Raw genomic sequence first — 24,107 nt, forward strand, 5'->3', positions numbered from 1 at the left:
GGAGTGAAGGGTGATAAAAAAACCGGCGCCTTGCGCCGGTTCTGGGATCACAGCTTCTTCAGCTGGTCAGGCAGGGCGGCAAACACCTCTTCCTTCGCCTTGAGCGAGGCGAATTGCTTGCCGGGCTTTTGCACGACAGTGTGGACAAAGATGAGCTGCTTGCCCGGTTTGCTGGCCCAGCCGACAAACCAGCCGATCTGCTGATCCCGATTGAGGGTGCCATCCAGCAGCTTGGGGTAGCCCATGCCGGTCTTGCCATGGATCTGCCAGCCATCGATGTCGGGCTGGCGCAGGATATTGGCCGTGTGCTGCAGTGTCTGTGCGGAGACCGGCAGCTTGCCGCTCACCATCTTGCCGAGGAAGCGGGCCTGCTCCTGAGGGCTGATGGCGAGGCTTGAACTGAGCCAGGCCTGGGTCAGACCATCGTGCTTGCCGGGATTGCCCGCAAGATCACGGTTGCCGTAGTCGAAGCGGTCGACATACTGCTGGAAGCGCTCCATCCCCAGCCACTCGGTGAGGCGCTGGGAGTACCAGACCACAGAGTAGGTGAGCCAGCGGCTCGGGGTAGTGGTCTCGCGCCAGGCGGGCAACCAGTCATCGTCGCCGGGTTTGAATGGCAGAGCGGGCAGATTTTCATCCACCAGGAAGCCGCTGTCATAACCCATCAGCGCCAGCGGTATCTTGAAGGTGGAGGCGGGTGGCAACTGGCTGGAGCAATCCCCCTGGCTGCTGATGGGCTTGCCTGTGCCATCGGCAAACAGCATGCAGCCGGAGGCCGCGCTGGCTGGCAGTGAGAATATCAGGCCTGCTGCGAGCAGGCCGGGTAACAGGATCCGGGACATGGGGTCTCCTTGGAGAATGGGACAAAGGGCCGGGAGGCGGCAGCATAGCGCCGCTTTATGTGCCCAATGTGAAGTATCAACCGGCTGGCAGCCAGAGTTCGGCCAGCACGCCACCTTCTGGCTGGTTGCAGAGGTTCAGGCGACCGCCATGCTGGCGTGCCACTTCTGTGGCAAAGCTGAGCCCCAGACCGCTGCTCTTGCCCTTGTCGGGTCTGGGCAGGGAGTAGAAACGCTCGAAGATGCGTGGCAGGGCATAGTCCGGAATGCCGGGGCCCTGATCCCGTACCTGAAAGCGATAGCCGTCTGCATGCATCTCGCCGGTCAATCTGACCGTGCTGCCGGCAGGGGAGAAGTCGAGGGCGTTGTCCAGCAGGTTGCCGAGGGCCTGCTCTACCAGCAGGGGATCCCACTTCTGCTTTGAGGCGTCGGCCAGTTCGGCCACCAAGGTTACCTGACGACGCTGGGCTATGATCTGGCGGGCATCAAGCACCCGCTTGCCCAGTCTGGCGGGTTCGGTTGCCTGGCGATCCAGCCCCTGCCCCGATTCCAGCTTGGCCAGTTGCAGCATGCGTTCTATCAACTGCTGCATGCGGGCTGTTTCCAGATTGATGTTGCCGATGAAACGTCGGGCCACCTCGGGGGGGGGCGCTTCGGCCAGCAGCTCTCCAGCGCCGCGAATGGCGGCCAGCGGGCTCTTCAGCTCGTGGGTCAGGCTGTGTACATAGGATTCGATATAGGCCTTTCCATCGAGCTGACGGCGCATGGTTTCGAGGGAGCGACCGAGTCGCTCCAGCTCCGGGCTGTGGAGTCCCGGCAGAGTGGCGGGCTGGTTGTGACTGACCGCATCGGCGTAGTGCACCAGCTTGCCGATGGCGCGGTTGAGCCACCATGCCAGCAGGGCGCCGATCAGCAGCGAGATGAGCAACAGCATGGCTGCCGCCTGCAATAGCTGGTGTTCGCTGCGCTCTATCATTGGCATCAGAGTGCGGTTGGGTTTGGCGACCGTGAGGGAGCCCAGTATGTCCCCCCCCTCACGCAGCGGCGCGGCCACGTGCATGACGGAGCTGGCGGGATCATCTGGATCGCTGCGGGTACTGCGAGCCCCGTACTGGCCACGCAGGGTACGGTAGACGTCGTTCCAGCGCGAATAGTCCTTGCCCAGATCCACCCCGTCCGAGTCATAGACCACCTTGCCCTTAGCGTCGGTCACATAGATGCGATATTCAGCCTGTTGCTTGAGGTGCCCGTCGATCAGGGCATTGATGGGGCTCTGGTTGAGGCGGGCGAAGGCGCTGGCCAGCCTGCCATCGGCCATTTTCCCTTCCTGCAGATCGTCCAGTGCCAGCGGTGCCAGCATCTGGGCCATGTCAACCAGGGTATCTTCGGTGGCGCTGCGCACCCCGGGTTTTATCTCCTCGACGAAGATCTCCAGCACAAACCAAGCCGCCAGCGCGAAGATCAGCACCAGTCCGCACAGCAGTTGCAGTCCTATTCTCATACCAGTTCTATCCGTTTGTATCCGGGCGCCAGACCATATGCTTGCTGCAGGCCGATCCTCATGCCAGTTCCAGACTGTAGCCCAGCCCGCGATGGGTCAGGATCAGGTTGGCGTCAGCGTCATGTTCCCGCAGCTTGGCGCGAATGGTCTTGATGTGGGTGTCGACGGTACGATCCAGACTCTCTTCCGCCCCGCTCCACACCAGATCCATCAACTGCTGACGAGAGTAGACCCGTCCAGGTGCCTGCATCAGCGTCTTGAGCAGCAGGTACTCGTAACGGGTGAGGGCCAGCGGTTGGCCGTGAAAGCTGATGCGTGCCCGCTCCTCATCCAGTGCCAGCAACTGGTTCGGTTGGGTGGCGGCCGGCTGGCTGCGGCGCAGTATCACTCGTACCCGGGCACACACCTCCCGTGGCGAGAACGGCTTGGCCACATAATCGTCGGCGCCAATTTCCAGCCCTATCAGCCTGTCTATCTCCTCGCTGCGGGCGGTGAGAAACATCAGGGGGGTGTCGCAGCGGGCCCGTACCTGCTTGCACAACTCGAAGCCGCTGATGTCCGGCAGCCCCACATCCAGGATCAGAAAATCGGGTCGCGTCTGTTCCAGTCGCGTCAACAGCGGCTGGCCAAGGGGAAACCACTCCACTTCGAAACCATCGGTTTGCAGCGCATAGATCAGGGTGTCGGCGATGCTGGCCTCATCTTCCACCAGCCAGATAACTTTTTTTTGCATGGCGTCCTCGTCGCAAATCAGCTGCCCCATTCTGGCATCGAACCAAATCGGATCCTATTTGCTGTTTTACTTTTCCGAAAAAGGCGCTAACATTTCGTAATTATTTCGAATCGAAACTTAATGATGACCAAACGTAATACTCAGCAGCGCCGTCACACTATAGTGAATCTGGTGCAGGAGCAGGGTGAAGTGAGTGTCGATACCCTCGCCAAGCACTTCTCCACCTCGGAAGTGACCATCCGAAAAGATCTCGCTGTGCTGGAAACCGGTGGCCTGCTGTTGCGTCGTTATGGTGGTGCCGTGCCTCTGCCGAGCGAGATGGTGGTGGACAGCAATCCGGAGCAAGTTTCGAAACGAAAGCTATCCATTGCACGTGCCGCCGCCGAACGGATCCGCGATCACAATCGCGTCATCATCGACAGTGGCAGCACCACCAGCGCCATGATCCCCATGCTGGGCAACAAGCGCGGCCTCATCGTCATGACCAACTCCCTCAATGTGGCCGGTGCCCTGCGCGAGCTGGAGAACGAACCCACTCTGCTGATGACCGGCGGTACCTGGGATCCCCACTCTGAATCCTTTCAGGGTCAGGTGGCGGAGCAGGTGCTGCGCTCCTATGACTTTGACCAGCTGTTCATCGGTGCCGATGGCATAGATCCGGAGCGGGGCACCACCACCTTCAACGAGCTGGTGGGCCTGTCCCGGGTGATGGCAGAGGTATCGCGGGAGGTCATCGTCATGGTCGAGTCAGAGAAGATTGGCCGCAAGATCCCCAATCTGGAGCTGCCCTGGTCGAGCATCCATACCCTGGTGACCGATGAAGGGCTGGCCACCTCGGCCAGAGAACAAATTCAAGCCAGGGGGATCACGCTGATCTGCGCCCCGGTTGTTGGCTGACATTTTTATCTGAACCATCCAAATCAAATTCCGTTTATTACGTCTTGAGGAGAAGTGTATGTGTGGCATCGTCGGGGCCGTCGCCCAACGTGATGTGGCTGAAATCCTGGTAGAAGGCCTGCGCCGTCTGGAATATCGCGGCTACGACTCGGCCGGTGTGGCCGTGTTCAGCGCCAACCAGCCGCTGCAGCGGGTTCGCCGTCTGGGCAAGGTGGCCGAGCTGGCCAAGGCGCTGGAGGAGCAGTCCGTCCATGGTGGAACCGGCATCGCCCATACCCGTTGGGCTACCCATGGCGAGCCGTCCGAGCGCAATGCCCACCCTCACGTCTCCGAGCATATCGTTGTTGTGCACAACGGCATCATAGAGAACCACGAAGAGCTGCGTGCCGAGCTGCAGGGGCTGGGTTATGTGTTCAGCTCAGACACCGACACCGAAGTGATCGCCCATCTGGTGCACCACGAACTGAAATCTGCCGACAGCCTGCTGGCCGCCATGCAGATTGCGGTGAAACAGCTGCGCGGTGCTTATGGCACTGTGGTGATGGACAGCCGTGATGACAGCCGCGTGGTCGTGGCTCGCTCCGGCTCCCCGCTGGTGATTGGCCGTGGCATAGGCGAGAACTTCATCGCCTCCGACCAGATGGCATTGCTGCCGGTGACCCGTCGCTTCATCTTCCTGGAAGAGGGCGATGTGGCCGAGGTGACCCGCCGCGATGTGCATATCTTTGATACTCACGGTGATGCCGTGGTGCGCGAGGAGCTGGAGTCCGAACTCTCTCACGATGCCGGTGACAAGGGCGAATACCGTCACTACATGCTCAAAGAGATCTACGAGCAGCCCAAAGCTATTACCAATACCCTGGAAGGCCGTCTGGGTTCGGATCACGTTGTGGTCGAGTCGTTCGGCAACGGCGCCCGCGCCATTTTTGACAAGGTCGAGCACGTCCAGATTGTCGCCTGCGGCACTTCCTACAACTCGGGCATGGTCGCTCGCTACTGGTTCGAAGAGATAGCCGGTGTCTCCTGCGACGTGGAGATCGCCTCCGAGTTCCGCTATCGCAAATCCGTGGTGCGTCCCAACAGCCTGCTGGTGACTCTGTCCCAGAGTGGCGAGACCGCCGATACCCTGGCCGCCCTGCGACTGGCCAAGCAGTCCGGCTACATGAGCTCGCTGGCCATCTGCAACGTGCCGGGCTCCTCTCTGGTGCGTGAATCGGATCTGGCCTTCATGACCCGTGCTGGCGCCGAAATCGGCGTGGCCTCCACCAAGGCATTCACCACCCAGTTGGCCGGTCTGCTGATGCTGGTGGCTTCCGTTGGTCACTGCCGTGGTAACCTGAGCGCCGAAGCCGAGGCCGAGCTGGTCAAGGCGCTGCAAGCACTGCCACTGCGCATCAAGGAAAGCCTGGCGCTGGCCAAGGACATCGAGGCTCTGGCCGAAGAGTTCGCCGACAAGCACCACAGCCTGTTCCTCGGCCGTGGCAGTCAGTACCCCATCGCCATGGAGGGGGCGCTCAAGCTCAAAGAGATCTCCTACATCCATGCCGAAGCCTATGCCGCCGGTGAGCTTAAGCACGGCCCGCTGGCGCTGATCGATGCCGAGATGCCCATCATAGTCGTGGCGCCGAACAACGATCTGCTGGAGAAGCTCAAGTCCAACGTGGAAGAGGTGCGTGCTCGTGGCGGTATCCTTTACGTGTTCGCCGATGCGAACGCCGGCTTCAAGAGCGATGCCACCATGCGGGTGATGAGCCTGAACCACGTGGAAGAGATGATTGCCCCCATCGTCTACACAGTGCCGTTGCAGCTGCTCTCCTACCATGTTGCCCTCATCAAGGGCACTGACGTGGATCAGCCACGCAACCTGGCGAAATCCGTGACAGTGGAGTAAGCCCTGGTCCGGAATGAAAAAAGATGTGTTGGTAGAATAAAGTTTGATAAAAATAATAAACTTTGATAGTTAATAATATAGTTTGATATTTTTATGGCCCTCGCTATGCTCAAAAGAGCAGCGAGGGCCTTTTCATGTCTGACAGCAACAAACCACTCCATCCCAAGGATCGGAAGCGCTTAAAAACACGCGGCCTAGGTAGCGGCAAGGACTATGTGCCTTTTGTCAGAGTGGATGACCTCAGTAGCCAAGGTGAGAGCATTCGCGTCTGCAGCTCAACGGTAGGACGAGTCCATCACCTGTTGTCAGGTATCGAACTGGCGGCATTCTTGGTGTTTGATTGGTACCCCACAACCGTCGACATTCGGGAACAATCTCCTATACCCATTGATGATTCGTTGGATGTCTGTCGTCAGTTAGGTATCCGTCATCCCCAAGTCGGTGAGTATTTGCATGTTGTGACCACGGATCTGCTCATCGACTTTGCAGATCGAACCCAGTTGGCGATAGCCGTGAAGCCATCAACAGAATTGGGTAGGGAACGCGTTATTGAAAAACTCCAGATAGAGAAGGCCTATTGGGAGAGCAAAGGCGTTCAGTGGCGATTGTTTACAGAAAGAGAAGTACCTGATGGATTGAAAGAGAATCTTGGTTGGCTACGTCCTTATTTGGATACAGAAACAGCCAAGACATTTGAGTTTAGCTTTTCCGATATTGAAGATCTCATTTTTCGACTCCGTCAGCAGCCGAAAGGCAAGATATCCCGCTTGTGTGGGAAACTTGATGATGAGTATCAGCTTGAACCAGGATTTCATATCAGTGTCTTGCGGTATGCAGTTGCCCATCATGTCATCATGGCCCCTATCGAAAAGCCATTCCATGGTTGGTTCAGTGATGAGCTTGAAATGCAGGCACACCAGATGAGCAAAAGGGTAGGACATGCTTCTTAATCAGGTGTTCATAGATCCTCAGTCCAAGCAGCGGTATAGGGTCGTGCTGGAACAGTTAAAACAATTGATGTTGATTGACATTGATGATACCAATGCTTGGCCGTTTCCCATGACTGAGGATGATCTCCAGTTGGCGGAGTTCATGCCGATCAATGATCCCTTCCCCCTGCCCTACGTTGAACCAAACAGTGTGGCCCAAGCCAAGCGTGATGAGGCATTCTCAGCATTGGAGCCATTATTTGCCCAGTACATCAGTCTGTTCGATAAAACTCAGCGTAATGTACTGATCAAATCCTTGCTGGGACAAATAGATAAACCCCGGCTGTATGTTACTAGACAGTTGCGTCGCTATTGGCAGCGTGGCATGGCCCCCAATGCTTTAGCTCCAGATTACCATCGTTGTGGTGGACGCGGAAAAGAGCGTCGGCAGGTTGAAGTCAAATTGGGCCGCAAGCGCACAGTATCGGAAGGCATCGGAACAATAATCACCGATGAGGTGGCTGATTTGTTTCGCTTGGCTATTGAAGGCTTTTATCTGATCAATAACAAATTACCGATAGGAGGCGCCAAAGACAAAGCCGTTGGCCTGTACAAATCACGCTTTCCCAATGCGGATAAAACCAGCATTCCGACAATGGCACAGTTCAGCTATTTCTATAAAACCAATTACTTGGCTACGGATGTTGCTAAGAAAAGAACGCCATCGATTGTCTATAACAAGGATAAGCGACCTATTGTCAGTACTTCTGGTTACATGAATTTTGGCCCTGGGGCTCGATATGAAATTGATGCCACTATTGGGGATATCTATCTGGTGTCAGATCATGATCCGAATGTGATTATCGGTCGCCCAGTCATCTACTTTGTGAAAGATGTCTTCAGTCGCATGATTGTGGGTATGTATGTGGGTCTAGAGAATCCATCATGGGTGGCGGCCATGATCGCGTTGGCCAACGCATTCACTGACAAAGTGGCATTTTGCCTGCAATACGGTATCACAATAGAATCTTCCCAATGGCCCAGTATGGGGATCCCGGCAGGCATCATGGCTGACCGCGGCGAACTGCTCTATCGGCAGGCTGATGTATTGGTTAATCGTTTCAATATTCAATTGAGTAATGCGCGAGCCTATCGTGGCGATGATAAAGGGATATGCGAACGGGCATTCAATACCATGCAGGCAGGTTTCCGACCTTATGCTGGTGGTATCGTTGAGCCCATCAACGGTAAAAAACGTATTGGCCGTCGATATGAACTGGACGCAGAGCTCAGTCTGAGTGCCTTTACCGAACTGATGATTCGATTGGTCATCAATCACAACACACATCATGTTGTTTCAGGATATGACCTGGCCCCTGATATGCCAGAGGACTTGCCTGCTGTTCCTCTTGAGCTGTGGAATTGGGGGATCCAGCACCGCACCGGAAAACTAAAACCATGTGATGATACATTGGCCAGAATTAATTTGCTGCCATACGAAGAGGCTACAGTCTCTGAGCTAGGCATCACCCTTAAAGGACTGATTTACACCTGCCAGGAGGCATTGAAGGCTGGTTGGTTTGATCGAATCCGGCAAAATCGACCAAGCAAAGTAGAAGTATCTTTCGATCCTCGACGAACCAATACGGTCTACCTTCGACCTGATGGCAGCTATGAGTCCTATTGGATATGTGAACTTTCAGATCGCAGTCGTCGGTTCCGTGATTTGAGCTTTGCTGAGGCAGGCAAACTGTTGGCGGCTACGCGTAAAACGCAAGCGAGCGCCAGACAGAGTGAGGCTTTTGAAAAGCCGGATCTACAAACTGACATCGAACAACTGGTGGCCAGGGAGAGAGCTAAAAAAACAGGGCGATCAGGAACATCTGATGCTGAACGCTTGCGTGGCATACGGGATAACCGTCTTCATGAAAAGGAGGCAGAACGCACTCGATCCAGTGTAAAACTCTCCTCGACAGCAGCTTCACCTAAGAAGTCGGCAGACGTGATAGCTTTTCGCTCTGACGAGCTCGTGCAACTGGATTACCCGGATCTAGATGCCTTTCTGGGGGATGATGATGAGTAAGTTGCCAATTGCCCATTATATTGCAGGGGAGATTGAAGAGTATCGTGATCAGCCTTTGATCAATGCGTTACCGCAAATCAACTCACCACAGGATACGGCGCAGATGCTGAACCGTTACCCTAAAGTGGATGAGTCAGAAATAGTCCTGCCAGGACATATTCGTCGTCATGCCATGATGCGTATATTGGACCAGTTTCTTTACCCCACAAGGTTGCATCTACAACTGGAGCAGATGATCTCCAGCATGATCCGCAGGGGCTACCTCAGCCGGAATATTGCTGATCGAACTTATCAACGTAATCTGGATGATGCCAGTCGTACCGATTTTCAGGCCGTTGCTCGTAATGCAGGGAATGAGGCGCTGGTAAGCTCTGTGATTGGATGCTCGGGAGCCGGTAAATCGACAGCAGTTGAGGCCATTTTGCAGAGCTATCCTCAGGCCATATTTCACCTAGAGTACCAGCATACCCAATTGGTTTGGCTGAAAGTGGAGTGCCCACATGATGGTTCAGTCAAAAATCTCTGCACGAACTTCTTTCGTGCTGTTGATGATGCCCTGGCAACGGACTATCAGCAGCTTTACGCCAAAGCCCGCTCTTCAGCTGAATCGATGTTGGGGGATATTGCCCGAGTTGCGGCGTTGCACTCGGTCGGCTTGCTGGTCATCGATGAGATACAGCATCTGGAAAAATCCCGATCTGGTGGTGCAGGGAAGATGCTGAATTTTTTTGTTACCCTGACCAATGTCATCAAGGTACCTGTGCTGTTCATTGGCACACCTAAGGCTCTAGAACTGTTTAGTCCGACCATGCGGTCAGCGCGACGTGCTACTCAGTTTGGCAGTTTGAACTGGAATCGCTTTTCCCGAGCAGAAGAGAACGGACCTGATGGTGAATGGGAGCGTTTCATCAAACGCCTGTGGAAGCTGCAGTGGTTCCGCTCTCCGACACCATTGACTCAACCTATGCGTGATCTGTTCTGGGAGTATACCCAGGGCATAGCCCATATAGCAGTTTCCTTGTTCTATCTCTGCCAGGCGCGTGCCGTGATGGCGGGGCGGGAGGTCATAGACAAAGTACTGGTCACCAAGGTGTTCAATGAAGAGCTCTCGATGATACACCCCATGATCAATGCCCTCAGAAGTGGTCGGGAAGATAAAATCCTGCAATACGCCGATCTGGATATATCCAGGGACTCGATCCGTATATTTGGGCAACAAGTACCAGAGACTGGCCCCGATACTCTTAGTGCGAACGATGCTGGTGTGGGGGACAGAAAGGAGACGAAACAATCCAAACTGGCAAAAATGTTGGTGCAAATGGGACTGGGTGAAGACATAGCCCCGCTCGTAGCAGAGCAGACTATTGCAGAAAAACCGGAGGAAGATCTATTTGGTCTGGTGGCTCACATCAGAAACTTGCAAGAGAGAAAGGCTCCCCTTGGCAAGCCTGTGAAGCCTAAAGCCGAACCACTATGCCCTGTCTATTTGGACAATGATTTGCGTCAGCTAAGAGATGACGACCCTTTACTGAGCTACCAGAATCTGAAACAGGTAGGGATCATCATTGAGTTAGCCGCATATTTATAAAGCATCGCCAGTATTGCTATATTTATAGCAGTCCTGCTACCAAGGATTGCCTGTCATGCTTAGGCAGTTTCCTGTCCCACATCCGGATGAATTGCTAAGTAGCATATTGGCGCGCTTTGTGACCAGACAAGGGATCACTGAGGATAAAGTTGCTCTAGATCTGCTGTTTGATTCGCGCCTGGTTGTTCCTTCCGCCTTGTTTCAGGGGCATGTCCATCAGCTACTAAAACGGGTGGGACACCTTTGGCCTGCCACCACGCGCCAGGTCATTGAGTCACATAGCCCACTACCTCTATTTCGCCCTTTTGTTGGTCGCCGCACCTATGAGCAACTCGTCGGTGATTTGAGTGGCTATCGCCAAAATCACAGCCTGCTGCGGACGGGAGTAAACGCATCAATTTTACTCTGGCCTGTAAGTTTCAAGATTTGTCCCCTGTGTTGGCATCATCAATCAAGTTTGTATGGCTACGCGTTCTGGCAGCGCTTGTTCCAGTGCCCTGGCGTTGAGTGTTGTCCCTTGCACGGTTGTCTGTTGCTGGATACCAAGTTGCCAATGCAGTCAGAACATCGGCATCACCTTGTTGGTGCAGCTGATATGGTGAGAGCCATTCCGGTGGCTGGGGTAATGGCCAGTGATCAGCAAATCAGGCTGGCGAAGTGGGTGCAGCAACTTCTCAATCCTGTATCCGGGATGCCGGATGTGGGCCTGCTTGATAAATGGAGCTGTTATTACCATCGATTGGCGACCGAATTGGGATTTGCGCACGGCCATCGGATCCATCATCAAGCCATCCATGACTTGGTTACTCATTATTGGGGGTTGGGATGGCTGGAAAAACAGGGGTTGGGTCGCCTAGCCGCCGATGATGACTGGCTCACGATGATATTTCGTAAACATCGTCGACCTTTTTCTTATCTACAGCACTTGGTCTGTTGGAGTGCCTTAAAGCCAGATCTTGGTGATATCAAGGATGTTTTTCAATTTGTGGCGACGTTGCAACATGGTTCCGCTACTCCTGCTAGGTATTATTCCAGCAAGGCTCAGAGCCGTTGTGTTGAGTATCGGACTGGTTGGTTGAGCATGGGGCGAGCGTACCCTGACCTTAAACAAATCAGGGCGAACAGGGAGGGGGCTCGTTTGTACTCATGGCTTTACCGATATGATCATCAATGGTTGCAAGTGCACAAACCAGTGCCGATCAAGCACTATGTTAATCAGAGAGTTGATTGGAAAAAAAGGGATCTCATTACTGTCAGACGACTACTTGCAGTTGAATCCTCATGTCAAAACAAGCTTGAGGGCCCGCGTCGCTCTAGGGCGTGGTTCAGTAACCAGATCGGGGTCAAAGGTTTGATCGATAAAAAGCTGCACAAGCTACCGCTTTGTCAGCTTTTTTTTGATCGATATAGCGAATCTGTAGATGAATACCAGACTCGCAGGCTGGCCTGTGTTATGGATCAACTAATTGATAATAATGAGTATTTAAGGCCCATCTGTGAGATTGAACGAATTGCTGGCCTCAGCCGTCAACGTTGCCGAAAACCTGCGCGGGAAATTCTCCGACTGGACATCCCAGCCTGGCAGAGAGCTCAAGCACTTTCCTACGGGAAAACCTCTTATAGCAATCGGCCCAATCAGTACCCAAAAGATACTGAACCAAAAGATTAGGCCCCTCATTCGAGTTCAGTTTCAGGGGCATGCAGAGAGCCAGATTCCGGCAGAGCTCATTCCAATGTTGGTTCAAAACAGCACCTACGATAACAAGAAGAGATCAGCACCAAGCAATCAACAAACATATAAATTCATCACTGATGGAACACTTTATAGGTTCAATGATCAGCATGGCCGCAACCTGGCGGTATTGACTGATGGTTCTGTTAGAGTTGTTGTGTCTCTGTTGGAATTAGCCAGAACCATTTTTCTCGAAAATATTCATCTCACCAGAACGGCATTGAGACCAAATGGGCTAGCGGGTCTGGCACTTGCAGATGAAAGTGGAGATGTCAGTACCATTCGGTTTAATAGAATGTCTGATTACCCACTGACCAACCTTCGCTCCAACAAAGCAAAACATCATCTTGTCTGGCTCCTGTTTGACAAAGACGCAAGAAGGAGCTTCGGTAGTATCTATCAGTCACTGCTCGACTCGGAAACATCAGAATGGAATTTTGATTTTATTCCCCCAAATTTGAAAGGATGGAACATCGCTATGTTCGGCGCTTTCAGTGAAAGTGATCCAGCTTTATTCCATGCGGATGAGATCATTGGACTGCACAACCCCTACTTTGAATACCTAAAACCTGTAGATATATATCATCCCAGTCATCGTGAGGCTATCAGCATCGATCCAGTCGGAGGGAAGCGCCCAGAGATAAACAGGCCAGATCCTGATCCGCAATTAAACATTCCTCAAATACCCAAGATTGGTCGAAAGCTCGATGTTGTCAGTGAAATAGGCTTCAGCTTCACTTTTGGATCTGGGATGTATGTGCGTGTACAACCAGGGAAAGAATTGAAACGAGTGTCGCCCATAGTGAAAGAAGATAGCAACGTCGCGCCTAGTGAGGCTGGGGTCGGACATGCGACTGAAGAAGGTTCTGCTCAAGAGTTGGACTATGGGTTTAATCGCGACGACTCTGACCATGAGATCAAGCTGGCTCAGGCTACGGAGAGATTCAATTTATTTAAAATGGTGATCGCCGATCTTGTCTCTCAAGTCGGTTACCAGCACATATCAACGACTTGTTGCGAGCTACCAAAACCGTGTAACGGCAAGGGAGCATACATCAACAAGAAAACCGGTAAGCCAAGAGTCTTTCACGTTGCTCAGCTTTATTATTCCGGATGGCCTCTCATGGTTATTGAGGTCGACATCGAGGATCTGCGGCCAAAACATACGTTAAGTACAAGGGTTTTCGGATTCCATGGTGACTCGGAAGCCGGGTTCAATTCTGTAATGCAGAGCTGCGCGGATGCGGGAGTACATTGGAATGCCGATGTTATCGATGAACATTGCAGTGTTTTTGGAGTCGTCAAGCATCCCAACAAAACCACTAAGGTTGAGGAGGGGAAAGATGATAAGAGATTGAGAACTGACAAGGAGTACCACGATGCATGGGTTGCCGTTTTGCACAATGTCGTTAGTTCTTCGATTAAGGAGCTCACTGAGCGCGGTGGTCGTCTGGCAGACTGAACATAGAGAAACAGATTTTGAAAACTGGGCTTGTATACCTATTTGGCAGGTGACCAACGCCTTCCAGAATGAGAACATCAGCATAAAACAATGGCAGTGGCAAACCGCTGACACTATATGGCATACAAATGAAATGATAGTCTCTGAATCTGTCTTTGCTTGCATGAGTCTGCCTATCGGGCATGCTTGCGTCATATCACCAAGATGAATCTGGCCAACAAACAACCGACGCTGTCAGGTTCGCCATATCCATGCCGCCGAAATCCAGCTCGAACGTGGCGGTGAGCGTAGCTGGATGTGACAGGTCCTGTGTAAGAGAGCAGTTGTTTTTTACAAGAATGATTACGCACCGTGGGGGGGCTGCATCGAGAAGCAGAATTACCCCATCCCCGCAGAGATGAAGATGTCAGCTACCAGTCAGTTCACAGTAATTACCAGTGTCAGCCCTGTAAAATTGGGAAACACTATGTGCGCATTGTTGTGCGCCCTAAAAAGCGAGAAGCCCAAGGAGAGCGCGCGATTATGAGCAATTCGTCTTCCCAATGCCAAACCGAGAGCCGCGTTCCACCCGCTAGCGCATGGGTTAGGTTACTGCGTAGCTATGGCCCGTCATCGAACAATTTAACAATGTTTGACGAATATGTGGTTGGTGCAATTGGCAGAGCAAAAGTTCAGCCAATCCGACTTTCAACACCGCAGCTCGATAAAATGGTTCATCACATCGAGTCCAAGGTTCCTGGCTCTGTCTTAATCGCAGGAACGGCTGGTGATGGGAAGACTTATCACTGCCGTGCTTTATGGACTCGTCTCGGTGGTGATTCTAAGGAATGGGCGAGCAAAGGTAATGTGAAGGAATTGTCATTGAATGATGGCCGACTGGTTGTATTCATTAAGGATCTCTCTGAGTTCAACGGCGAGGAGAGTGACCTACCTCTGCTACGGTTGGAAAAGTCAGTGCTCGGAGGTGACGACTCCGAAGTCATTATCTTGGCGGCAAACCATGGGCAACTTCTTGATCGCCTGCGTGATTTGGGAAAGCGTCAAGGACGAGTTCATCCACTGCGCAAACCACTGCAAGACCATTTCCTCAAAGCCAGCTCGGCACCAGTTCGACTTTCCGTCTTCGATCTCAGCAGCACTACCCGAGAGACTTTGGACGAAGTTGTTAAGGTGGTAGCAGGCCACCCTGAATGGAACAACTGTAAAGACTGTTTTTTGATTGCTAACGGTAAGGTTTGCCCTATAGACGAGAACCGTCGTAGGTTACTTGGCGAGGATACCGGTAGGCAGTTTACGCGTCGCTTAGGCGATCTGGTTGAGATCGCACGGCTCAACGGTTTACATCTTCCTGTGCGTGATTTATTGGCGTTGTGCTCGAACATTGTCCTTGGTTACTCGGACGCCAAGGAGGCAAAAGAGAACCTGATGACCTGTGCGGATGTGGCCAAGATCCAAGAGGGGATGAATATCGGTAAGGCCAATATTTACGCTAATGCTTTTGGATCTAACTTACCCAAGCGTAGGGCTTCAGATCGGCCGGTCTTTAGGGCTATGGCCAGCTTCGGTGTGGGTGTGGAGACCACTAACGCAGTTGATGGACTCTTGGTCTATGGCAAGGACGATTCTCGACTACAAGCTGACTTTGAGCTCTTAGTGGGTAATGACCCTATTTATGGTGCGAGCGTAGAGTTTCGTGCGGCACAGGACGCCTATTTAGAAGGGCATGAAGGTATGCGTTTGGAGGGGGGGGCTTCCGAATTCTTGGATATGCTCGAAGCCCAGCGGCGAAGGCTCTATTTCACTCTGCCGGAAATCAATCCCGGATATCTTTATTGGTCGATGACCGTCTTTTGCTTTGCAGGTGACTACTTGGAGATCATTGAAGCACTCAAAGCTAAGGTGCCTGTTAGTGAAAAAACCCGTGGGTGCATAACAAAGGGGCTCAACCGAGTTATTACTGGTTTGCTATTGGAGAATGTAGACCGCATTTTCATTGCAAGCTCAGGTGGCTTAACCCAAAGCAGAGTCAGCGTTCTTTGCGAGCATGAGACATCCTCACACAGACATAGGGGGATGGGGATGGCTATCAAACTTGATGAAGAAACCGGCCGACCGCAGCTTGAAGTGTCGCTGTCGCCTAGCCTCGGCCATTCCGTCGTTTTCGACCTTACGCCGATCCGTCATGAGTTTCTCTCACGTGTTGCCAATGGTGCGCTGCCAGCGAGCTTTTCCAACGAATGCCTTGAAGACTTGCTGGCTTTCAAAGCCAAGCTGCTGCGCAAAGCGGAGCTCGTGCGTAAGGTGGGATTTGCCGAAGATGACGAAGAAATTTACAGCGACACTTCTTCGCTGACGCTTAATTTCATCGATATAGAGCCGGGCGGCCGCGCCTTTACTCGTCCTGTGAATGTGGAGAGGGGGGTATGAACGAGATTATTAAGAGACCGGTGATCAAGCGCGTCGATTTTTGCGTTGACGAGAACATCTGGGGACATCGGCTCTATGACGAGCAGCTTCCACATCTGACAGTGCTGGAGTTCTTGGGTGTGCTTGGTTCGAACTTGGATAATCCGCTACGCGCCCACGAGGGTATGGAGGGTACGATCAAGTTTCAGCCTCAGCGGCAGATCCGCTTGCGGGGCCTTTTGTTCAACAATCCTTACGTTGAGTTTATCGCTGATAGTACGTTGCCAGACGAGGATAAGTGGAAGGAGTGGTTTGAGAGGTTTGACCAGGGAAAAACGGGTAATGGTGATAATGATATGGCCTACCTTCGGCGCTCGTTCTCCAGCTTTGACGATTTTGCCAAAGCTATTGAGCTGTTGAGGTCATCCTCTTTTGAATCCTTTAGCAACAAGCGTTGGAGCTCGAAGTTCGTTTTCCCCTTTGGCCCAGATGCCCTCTATGAGGACTTGGAAATCGACTCACGCGGCAATATGAGTAATGATCGACGTTTCTTTGCGCGCTCGGGTGAACTGCTCTATTTGATGCTCACACGGGCACAAAAGGGTGCGCTATTGGGCGAGATTTTGGTTAAGAGGCTGTTTGATCGTGAGACCCCGATGAACAGGCTGGCCCTTGCTCTGCAAGGTGAACCGCAGTGTGCCGATGATCCGCGCCCACTGGGCTATTTGCCAGAGACCACCAGTGCGCGTTTTGACCAAATCTGCGAAGACTGGTTGTCCATTCTCGCCAAGGATATGCCAATCTACGATGCGTTGGAGCATATCATCACCATATCCGGTCTAAACATGCTCCTCTACTTCCTTGAGCGGGCGAAGCGCATTGCTGGGGATGATGATCCCGTCGAGATTGTCTGCGAAATTGTCTCCAAGGAGCGTACAAAGGTTCGTGCGCTATCGGGCGATAGTTACCAGTACAATCAGGGGTTACCAGCCAAGGCCGTTCGCGTCCACGTTGAAGCTATTCGGCAAGACCCCTTGTGGTGTATGGCCGCATCAAGTGAATTTTCCGACGCAGAGCGCATCAAGCTCATGTGTGATCAATTCCAGTGGCCGCCCACCGATGGCTTGGGTGATGAGGACTACGCAGGTAAAAATGCGGATGACCTTGTGGAGGAATTAGTTAAACGCGCGCTTTACCGGCATGGGCAGCATGTAGGCAAGATACATGCGTCTTGGTCGCGAGCGATAGGGCTCAGTTCCCGCAGGCTCTCGCGACGCATTCGCTATGCGCCCAACGACCATCTCCTCAAATCAATCGTAGTTGCAGTCGTTGACGACCGTATGCAGTTCGACGAATTTCTAGCAGAAGTTAAACGACGTTATGGCTTGGTTCTCGGCGACGCCGAAGGTGCTCGTTTGGTTGACGCCAAGTTGGTCGACCAAGTGGAGCTCTGTGAAAACAGGGACAATCTGGAAGCCAGACTCAATGGTTTGGGTTTGGTCCGCAGGCTTTCCGATTCATGCTCGTTTGTTGAAAACCCGTTCGCGTTCAAGGGAGAGGCTGCATGCTGACCGATCGTATCATTGGGCGTGTTGGCGCGATCATTCTCGCCAAGCGTATTTCCAATCCTGGCCAGTTGAGCGATTCGGCAGCTCTTTTCCGACTTGATAAGCTATCAGCCAGCCAGATTGCAGCCGTGGCACGTGCGATCCTTGCCAACCCGGATTTATCGGATCATGTGGACCTTATGATTCCGGGAACGTTAGTCGAGGGCCAAGGTTTGCCCTCGGAAATTTTGATCTCTCATAACGCCGGTTATGTGCGCAACAACGCGGTGACTGCCAAGACAGCGATCCTGACCGCAAACGGCAATGAGCATAATCTCGCCGATACACTTGGTCATGTAATGGCTATCGGCGCTAAGGAAATTCGCACCGACTCTGAACCTTGGGTCGAAGCGACCCTTCATGTTGGCGGCCTCTCACCAGTTTCAGAGGACCGCGCCGTGTTCCATGCCGCACTTGGTGGGTTGCTTTCTTCCTCTGAACTCTCGTTGGTGCAACTTAGCGAGTTCTGTTCCGATATTGTTGAAGCTATCTCCATGCGAGGACTACCCATCCGCGATGCGATCGGCTTCGCTTTGCCTAAAGCTGGTTTACCAAGGGATAGTTCTTTTTTTTCCAACGCTAAAATCTACGCGACAAGACGCAAGCCTTGGCAGAACGCCTTCGCTAAGCTTTTCACTCAGCGGGCACCGTTGCTCAAAAAACTGCGGCAGAACGGCCAGCCACTCGACGATGAAGAGCTCGTAGAGCGAATCGAAGCCAATGCGGCAGAGATCAACGAAGGCGCGCTCCAGGCCCTGGTGGCTTTCACTACGGCCCCGGCGGGTGATCCTGATGCCGTCACAGCCCTAGCGCAGTTCGAGTGGGAAGGTGATGGCGTCAAGTTGGCCTTTGACAAGCCTAGGGAGAGGCAGCTTGGTTTGGCCGATTCAACTATCCAATTCTTTAACAATGATTGCGACCAAGAGGATTTTCTGGATACAGAGAGTCGCAAGCAGTTAGAGGACTTGAAGACACGTGAACGACAGTCCGACTTTAACGAAGAGGATGAGAAGTTTTTTGTCAAACACCGGCGCTTACTCGAGCAAGACGCAAAGCTCTGTGCTCGATGGGAAAAGGGTTTGTATGGCAAACCTATAGAGTGCCACGACTTCCTCGACGGCTTCGCGCGGGTAGTCAACAGCTTGCATGCTGGACTATGTGATCCTGAAGGTGAGCGCATCCTGCGCTTCACTGTTACTAAGGGCCGCAAGGAGTGGCGAGAGCGCTTCAACTACGATGTTGGCTGCTACTTCTCGGCGATGTATCGGGGTTTGAAGGAGTTAATGGGCTCAAAAGTAGACTGGAAGGTTGAGCGACTCGGTAACGCAGACTTGCCTGACCCATTATTTGACTACGAGGATTTCTTCGCCAAAGAGAAGGCGCTGCGTAGCGATAAGAAAAGTAAGGTCCGGCCCAACTCCTCGCTTTCACGGATAGCGCTGCAGATCAAATTCGATGTCGCATTGGTGCAAGTCTTCAAAGGTAATGAAACTGTTCTGGCCAAGACCCAGCTTTTATGGAGCTACAAGCCTACGTCAATAGGTTTGTCTATGGTTGCCGACATGCGTCGTCTTTTGGAGAAGGGGGCGGTCGGTTGCACAGAAGTCTCGCGTCGGCTTGTAAGTAAGAAAGGCGGGGTTCAAAACGTGTCGCTGATCGATACTGGAACCTTGGAAGCGACTTATTCGACAAACGCTGGCTCGCTCGTCCCCGCAGCAAATAAACTTCGCAGCTTGCGCTTTGAGATTAAGAAGCGACTCAAGGATCTTGCCGACGAAGGTCGATTGGTACAGTTGCAGTACGACGAGATTCGAGCTGCGTGGGACAATTTCGAAGCGGACTACATCAAGGCGATGGAGGACTTTGTTTCCACTGGTTTGCACGGTGAGGCAGTAATGCGCCAAGCCGAGTCCTACAGTAAGTTGCTTACGGCTTTGATGGCCCATGCCCGCGGCGATGTTTGCCGCGCCAAGCTTGTCATGGAAGTGCTCTCGGTAGGTACGGCCAGAGTGGCAGGTAGCAACCCAGCTTTGATCATTCCACCTTGGCATCCAGAGCGTATGAAGGCGCTGGCGATCAAGTCTAAGCGTGTAGCGGGATTTGCCACCCACTTGCTCTCAAGTAATAGCATTCTGTATGGCGACCGCGAAATTTTTATGCGTGAGCTCTCCGACGAAATCGCGCACCCGTTTTATCCGGAGATCGCAGTCCTCAATATGAGCGGTGCTCCTCAATTGGTGTCTGAAAGTAGTACGCTCAACGGCTATAGCCTGCTGGAAGCTCCTACGAGAGTCTCCGAGGGATCTATGACTGATGTCGATCCAGCGGCTGCCGCTAAGCAGGTTCGTGAGCTTCTGGAGCGCTACGTCAGTTTGCAGCCGCATGAGGCTGCAAACCTCAGTGTAGTGCTCTACAACGCCGATGCTGCCGAACTACCTCTGGCGACTGTGCGAGCGCTATCTTCGAGTCAAGAGCATGGAAATCTTCAATGTAGCGTGTCGGTTCGTCACTCTGATCAGGCTAAGCTTCGCAGCGTATATGGTGAACTAGTCAACAAGGCCAGCAACGATCAAGAGCTGCCGGTTGTCAGTGAGACCAGTGACAACTTTATCTCGAAGCTGCGTATCTCAGTGACCCCGATTTCGTCCACTCCCCGTGAAAATTCACAAGGCTTCAAAGCCTTCGATGTAGCGTTTCTGCATGATGTGGTTTCTCGTGCAGCGGAGGTCAAATGGTTATCGGTTCCGTGGACCAATGACCGGCCCAATCTTGAGCATGCTCCATCTCGTTGGTCTTATCGCAGTGTCTCAGGCGAGAATGAGCTAAAATCGACCTCTTTCTTGACTTGTCCTTGGCAGACAGCCTCCGGCTGGGCTTATGTGTCTGCCGTGGCTGCTGTTTGCCGCCAGACCGATGCTTTGCCTGACAAGCATTTCCTCCCGGCTAGGCGCATCTCTCTACAAAATCCTCTCTTGGCTGGGATGATCAAGGATGCACATGATCTTGCGGAATGGGTTGCGACTTACGACGAACTGCTGGATAAGCGTCAGCTCCTGCACAACAACATCACAGTTGTCCGTTATCGGCGCGGCTCGACCAATGGTCGCAACATGATCGTCAGCTCGACTTCCGAACTACGGTTGCTGAGCGTACTAGTCCGCCGGAGATTGGAAGAGCTGAACCTAAAGCTTAGTGGTGACGAAATCCTAGCCGCAGCCGACAAAGCCAAACGCGATGCGCTTTCGATCTCCGGTGATATTGTCTTACGTGCAGCTAAGCGCGGCGTTTCCACTGGTGAAATGATTGGCCTAGTACTTAGCCGCTACTTGCTGGCTGAAGAGTTCAAGGCTGCTGCAGGTGGGGAGCAAGTATTGACTGCTTACTTCTTGCTAGACGACTATGCAAGTTGGCTATCGCAGCCGGAGAGCCGCATCGCGGACATCCTAGCGCTCAATGTCGAAGAGCGCGAAGAGGGGGTTCGGGTTGTCATCACGATTGTTGAGTCGAAGTATGTTGGTACCGAAGGGTTAGCTAAGGCGCGCAGCGACTCCAAGGATCAGCTGCTCGCAACGTTGGGCATGTTCCGCGAGGCCCTCTTCGGCGATCCTGGCCGTCTCGATCGCGATGTGTGGCTTGCCCGCTTGGCCGATATGCTCATCGACGCCGAGATCCCACCTGGCATGACTGACTTGATGGAGAGGGCAAGGGCAAAGCTTCGCGAAGGCGATGTGGAGATTTCCCTGCGCGGTTATTCGCAGGTTTTTGTTCACACCTCTGACGCTGGTTCTACCTCCGCTTCCGCTCAAGTGCTGCTTGACGATATTGATGGTGTCCAGGCTTGGCAAGAGGTCTTCGACCGACCCGACTTGCGAAAGCTTACTGAAGGCTACGCCAAAGGGGAGAGTGGCTTTGAGGTGCGTGCAGGGCTGGGCTTTCACCAGCCCTGGGCTGGTCACGGTTTCAAGAGGCCAGCTCCACGGGTACCGTGGCTTGCAGCCATGGGGCTGCTTGTAAGTAGCCCCATAGAGCCGATCATTGAGACCACACACACCGTTCAGCCTGTGCTCCCCAGCACAGAGACGCCTCCTGCCTCTATGGTTCCGGTTGAAGAAGATACTCAAGCTACCTCTACGGTGGCATCTCCTGCGTCTGCCAACATTAGCTCTTCGCTTGCTAAGTTGGTTTCGGTTAAGTTCGCGGGTGGCGCGCAAGCTGATGCGGAGCGTGAGGGGTGGGCGCAGGAAGTTACCAAAAAGCTCAGAGTTGCACTGAATAGCTACGGCCTGCAGGCCATGATTATTGGTACTCGTCTTACCCCAAACGGTTGCCTGGTGCGCCTGGCTGGCTCCGACCGGCTGCGTGTGGAGGACATTGAGAACAAACGTACGCAGCTCCTGACTACGCACGCAATCAACCTCGTCACAGTCCAGCCCAAGCCTGGCGAGATCGTGGTGACGGTCGCCGGGGCCAAGCGTCAGGCTGTCTCCCTGTGGGAACTTTGGTCGTGCCGCGAGCTCAATCGCAACGTCGCTGGCATCAACACGTCCTTCCTGTTGGGGCTGCAAGAGATTAACGGCGCACTGCTGTATCTGAACCTCGGAGCCGAATTCGGCGGGCTCTCCTCGCATGAGCCGCATTCGCTCGTGGCAGGCGCAACCGGTAGTGGCAAGTCGGTGCTCATCCAAGCCTTGCTTCTGGACATAGCCGCTACCAATTCGAAGGACTTGGCACAGATCATCTTGATCGATCCCAAGATGGGCGTGGACTACGCTCCCTTGGCGGATTTGCCGCATATGCGCGACGAGATCATTACAACCAAAGAGAAGGCCTCCGAAGTGCTTGGAGCACTAGTACAAGAGATGGAGGACCGTTATCGTTCTTTTGCTCAAGCCAGAGCTCGCGATCTTTCAACCTACAACGCAAAGGTGCATGCCGAAGAGCGCCTGCCTATGGTCTTTCTGGTCCACGACGAGTTTGCCGATTGGATGCTTGACGACGCGTACAAGACGGCGGTTGGTGCTGCTGTTCAACGCTTGGGGGTAAAGGCCCGCGCGGCAGGTATCCATTTGATCTTTGCGGCCCAGCGGCCAGATAAAGATGTGATGCCCATGCAGCTTCGTGAAAACTTAGGCAACCGCTTGATCTTGAAGGTGTCCAGTGAAGCGACTTCTAAGATTGCGCTGGACAGGCCTGGGGCAGAATTACTGCTAGGACGTGGACATCTGGCTGCGAAGCTTAATGGTGAACAGGGATTGGTCTTCGCTCAGGCTCCATTCCTATCTGATGCAGACATTGAGGCAGCTGTCCAGGCTATTCAAGATGATAACAAAGGTAAAATCATGAAGGTGATGAATGAAAATTGATGAGGCGATGGACACGCTTGCTAAATTCTTCAACGACCTCATTGGAGCCTGGGTTCCGGGAGCTGTATTGGCTCTCGGCTTAGTCGTAATGCACTTAGGACCATCACACCTTCAAATGATTTCCAAGCTTGGGAACTCTAGTGGTACAGCTCTCACGATCGCTGGATTGCTTTTCGCTTTGGGTCATACTCTGATAGCTGTGTATGATCATGGAATTAAATCTTTGCTTAAAAAGACGAAAATATTAAAGGGATTAGATGAGGTTAAGCTTAAGAAGCGGCAACCGTATGTATGGTTTTCCAAGTGGGTGGAAGCACAGCAAGTCGGTAGTTTCGTTCAGGACTGGAGCTACAACGACTTGCGTAGCGTTGCGCTTTCCGTTTCAGCCGAGGCTGCATCGCTTGGTCGACGGTTCATGTTCATCTCGCTGCTATGCAACGGCGTAGGGACTGCTCTATCGATCATTGGCTTTGACTACGTAGCTTGCATTATTTTTTACCCGAAACTGCTGTATCCCTATGAACAAGTCGCTCCTTGGCCTGTTCAGGCTGTGTTGCTTTTCGTAATCGCCTGGATATTGTTCAAACAGGGTGAAGTGTTTTATTCACGAGCTATGGCTACACCCTTCACTGTGGCGATCGCTGAAATGAACTTCAAAAAGGAATCCAATGTCAGCAATACTTTCATCTAGCAAAGTCTACTTGGCAGGTGGGTTCAGCTCTAAGTGGCAGGTGCTCGTAACTTCTCATTTAACAGGAATATATGAGTTGCTTGATCCCAGCGCCCACAACATTGAGGATCCAATCAAATACACCAAATGGGATTTGGATGCTATTCAGCAATCTGACATTATCTTGGCAAACATGGAATCAACCAACCCTGGAGGATACTCATTGGCTTTGGAGGTGGGCTTTGCCAAGGCGTTGGGGAAAGAAATTATTTTGGTAGACCAAATCAAAGATGCGACTGTAAGCCGCTACTTCGAAATGGTCCGCCAGTGCTCAAATCGCATTTTTTCAACACTTGAGGATGCTATTGAACACCTTTTAAGACAAGCTAAATAAGGCAGCGTCGAC

General features: G+C 52.9%; 15 protein-coding genes. 12 read left to right on the plus strand and 3 right to left on the minus strand.

The window, feature by feature from the left end; genetic code table 11:
* Positions 1–47: 47 nt before the first annotated feature.
* The 3 genes from GWQ29_RS15815 to blrA form a co-directional block, all read right to left on the minus strand.
* A complete protein-coding gene (locus GWQ29_RS15815; RefSeq protein WP_021139936.1) occupies positions 48–842 on the minus strand; it encodes a class D beta-lactamase OXA-956 in 795 nt (264 codons plus the stop codon).
* A 76-nt stretch (positions 843–918) separates the two neighbouring features.
* Positions 919–2,340: a beta-lactam sensor histidine kinase BlrB gene (gene blrB / locus GWQ29_RS15820; protein ID WP_275919807.1), complete on the minus strand. Its 1,422-nt coding sequence runs from the start codon at positions 2,338–2,340 to the stop codon at positions 919–921.
* 58 nt (positions 2,341–2,398) lie between these two features.
* Positions 2,399–3,073 carry a beta-lactam response regulator transcription factor BlrA gene (gene blrA / locus GWQ29_RS15825; RefSeq protein ID WP_275919808.1) on the minus strand — a complete coding sequence of 225 codons (675 nt, stop codon included), beginning with the start codon at positions 3,071–3,073 and terminating at the stop codon, positions 2,399–2,401.
* A gap of 123 nt (positions 3,074–3,196) precedes the next feature.
* On the opposite strand from blrA, the gene GWQ29_RS15830 reads away from it, so the two are divergent.
* The 12 genes from GWQ29_RS15830 to GWQ29_RS15885 all read left to right on the plus strand — a co-directional run bounded on the left by GWQ29_RS15830 (position 3,197) and on the right by GWQ29_RS15885 (position 24,095).
* Complete coding sequence (locus GWQ29_RS15830; protein WP_005319642.1) at positions 3,197–3,970, plus strand: DeoR family transcriptional regulator; 774 nt, start codon at positions 3,197–3,199, stop codon at positions 3,968–3,970.
* 58 nt (positions 3,971–4,028) lie between these two features.
* Entirely contained in the window at positions 4,029–5,861 is a 1,833-nt protein-coding gene (gene glmS / locus GWQ29_RS15835) for a glutamine--fructose-6-phosphate transaminase (isomerizing) (RefSeq protein ID WP_011899256.1), read from the plus strand.
* A 134-nt stretch (positions 5,862–5,995) separates the two neighbouring features.
* Positions 5,996–6,811 (plus strand): TnsA endonuclease N-terminal domain-containing protein, encoded by an 816-nt coding sequence (locus GWQ29_RS15840; protein ID WP_275919809.1) that lies wholly within the window; start codon positions 5,996–5,998, stop codon positions 6,809–6,811.
* The gene (locus GWQ29_RS15845; RefSeq protein WP_275919810.1) at positions 6,801–8,873 is read left to right on the plus strand and encodes a Mu transposase C-terminal domain-containing protein; all 2,073 of its coding nucleotides are present in this window, start codon (positions 6,801–6,803) and stop codon (positions 8,871–8,873) included. The genes GWQ29_RS15840 and GWQ29_RS15845 overlap by 11 nt, the downstream gene beginning before the upstream one ends.
* Positions 8,866–10,461: an ATP-binding protein gene (locus GWQ29_RS15850; RefSeq protein ID WP_275919811.1), complete on the plus strand. Its 1,596-nt coding sequence runs from the start codon at positions 8,866–8,868 to the stop codon at positions 10,459–10,461. Before GWQ29_RS15845 ends, GWQ29_RS15850 begins: the two co-directional genes overlap by 8 nt.
* Positions 10,462–10,516: 55 nt before the next feature.
* Positions 10,517–12,130 (plus strand): TnsD family Tn7-like transposition protein, encoded by a 1,614-nt coding sequence (locus GWQ29_RS15855; RefSeq protein ID WP_275919812.1) that lies wholly within the window; start codon positions 10,517–10,519, stop codon positions 12,128–12,130.
* A 64-nt stretch (positions 12,131–12,194) separates the two neighbouring features.
* Positions 12,195–13,655: a Tn7-like element transposition protein TnsE gene (locus GWQ29_RS15860; RefSeq protein ID WP_275919813.1), complete on the plus strand. Its 1,461-nt coding sequence runs from the start codon at positions 12,195–12,197 to the stop codon at positions 13,653–13,655.
* Between the two features lie 627 nt (positions 13,656–14,282).
* Complete coding sequence (locus tag GWQ29_RS15865) at positions 14,283–16,082, plus strand: hypothetical protein (RefSeq protein WP_275919814.1); 1,800 nt, start codon at positions 14,283–14,285, stop codon at positions 16,080–16,082.
* The gene (locus GWQ29_RS15870; protein WP_275919815.1) at positions 16,079–17,632 is read left to right on the plus strand and encodes a hypothetical protein; all 1,554 of its coding nucleotides are present in this window, start codon (positions 16,079–16,081) and stop codon (positions 17,630–17,632) included. Before GWQ29_RS15865 ends, GWQ29_RS15870 begins: the two co-directional genes overlap by 4 nt.
* Positions 17,626–23,031 carry an FtsK/SpoIIIE domain-containing protein gene (locus tag GWQ29_RS15875; protein ID WP_275919816.1) on the plus strand — a complete coding sequence of 1,802 codons (5,406 nt, stop codon included), beginning with the start codon at positions 17,626–17,628 and terminating at the stop codon, positions 23,029–23,031. Before GWQ29_RS15870 ends, GWQ29_RS15875 begins: the two co-directional genes overlap by 7 nt.
* Positions 23,021–23,722 (plus strand): hypothetical protein, encoded by a 702-nt coding sequence (locus GWQ29_RS15880; RefSeq protein ID WP_275919817.1) that lies wholly within the window; start codon positions 23,021–23,023, stop codon positions 23,720–23,722. The genes GWQ29_RS15875 and GWQ29_RS15880 overlap by 11 nt, the downstream gene beginning before the upstream one ends.
* Positions 23,700–24,095: a nucleoside 2-deoxyribosyltransferase domain-containing protein gene (locus tag GWQ29_RS15885; RefSeq protein ID WP_275919818.1), complete on the plus strand. Its 396-nt coding sequence runs from the start codon at positions 23,700–23,702 to the stop codon at positions 24,093–24,095. Before GWQ29_RS15880 ends, GWQ29_RS15885 begins: the two co-directional genes overlap by 23 nt.
* Positions 24,096–24,107 lie beyond the last annotated feature (12 nt).

The sequence above is a fragment of the Aeromonas sp. 2HA2 genome, assembly GCF_029237345.1.
Lineage (GTDB): Bacteria > Pseudomonadota > Gammaproteobacteria > Enterobacterales > Aeromonadaceae > Aeromonas > Aeromonas salmonicida.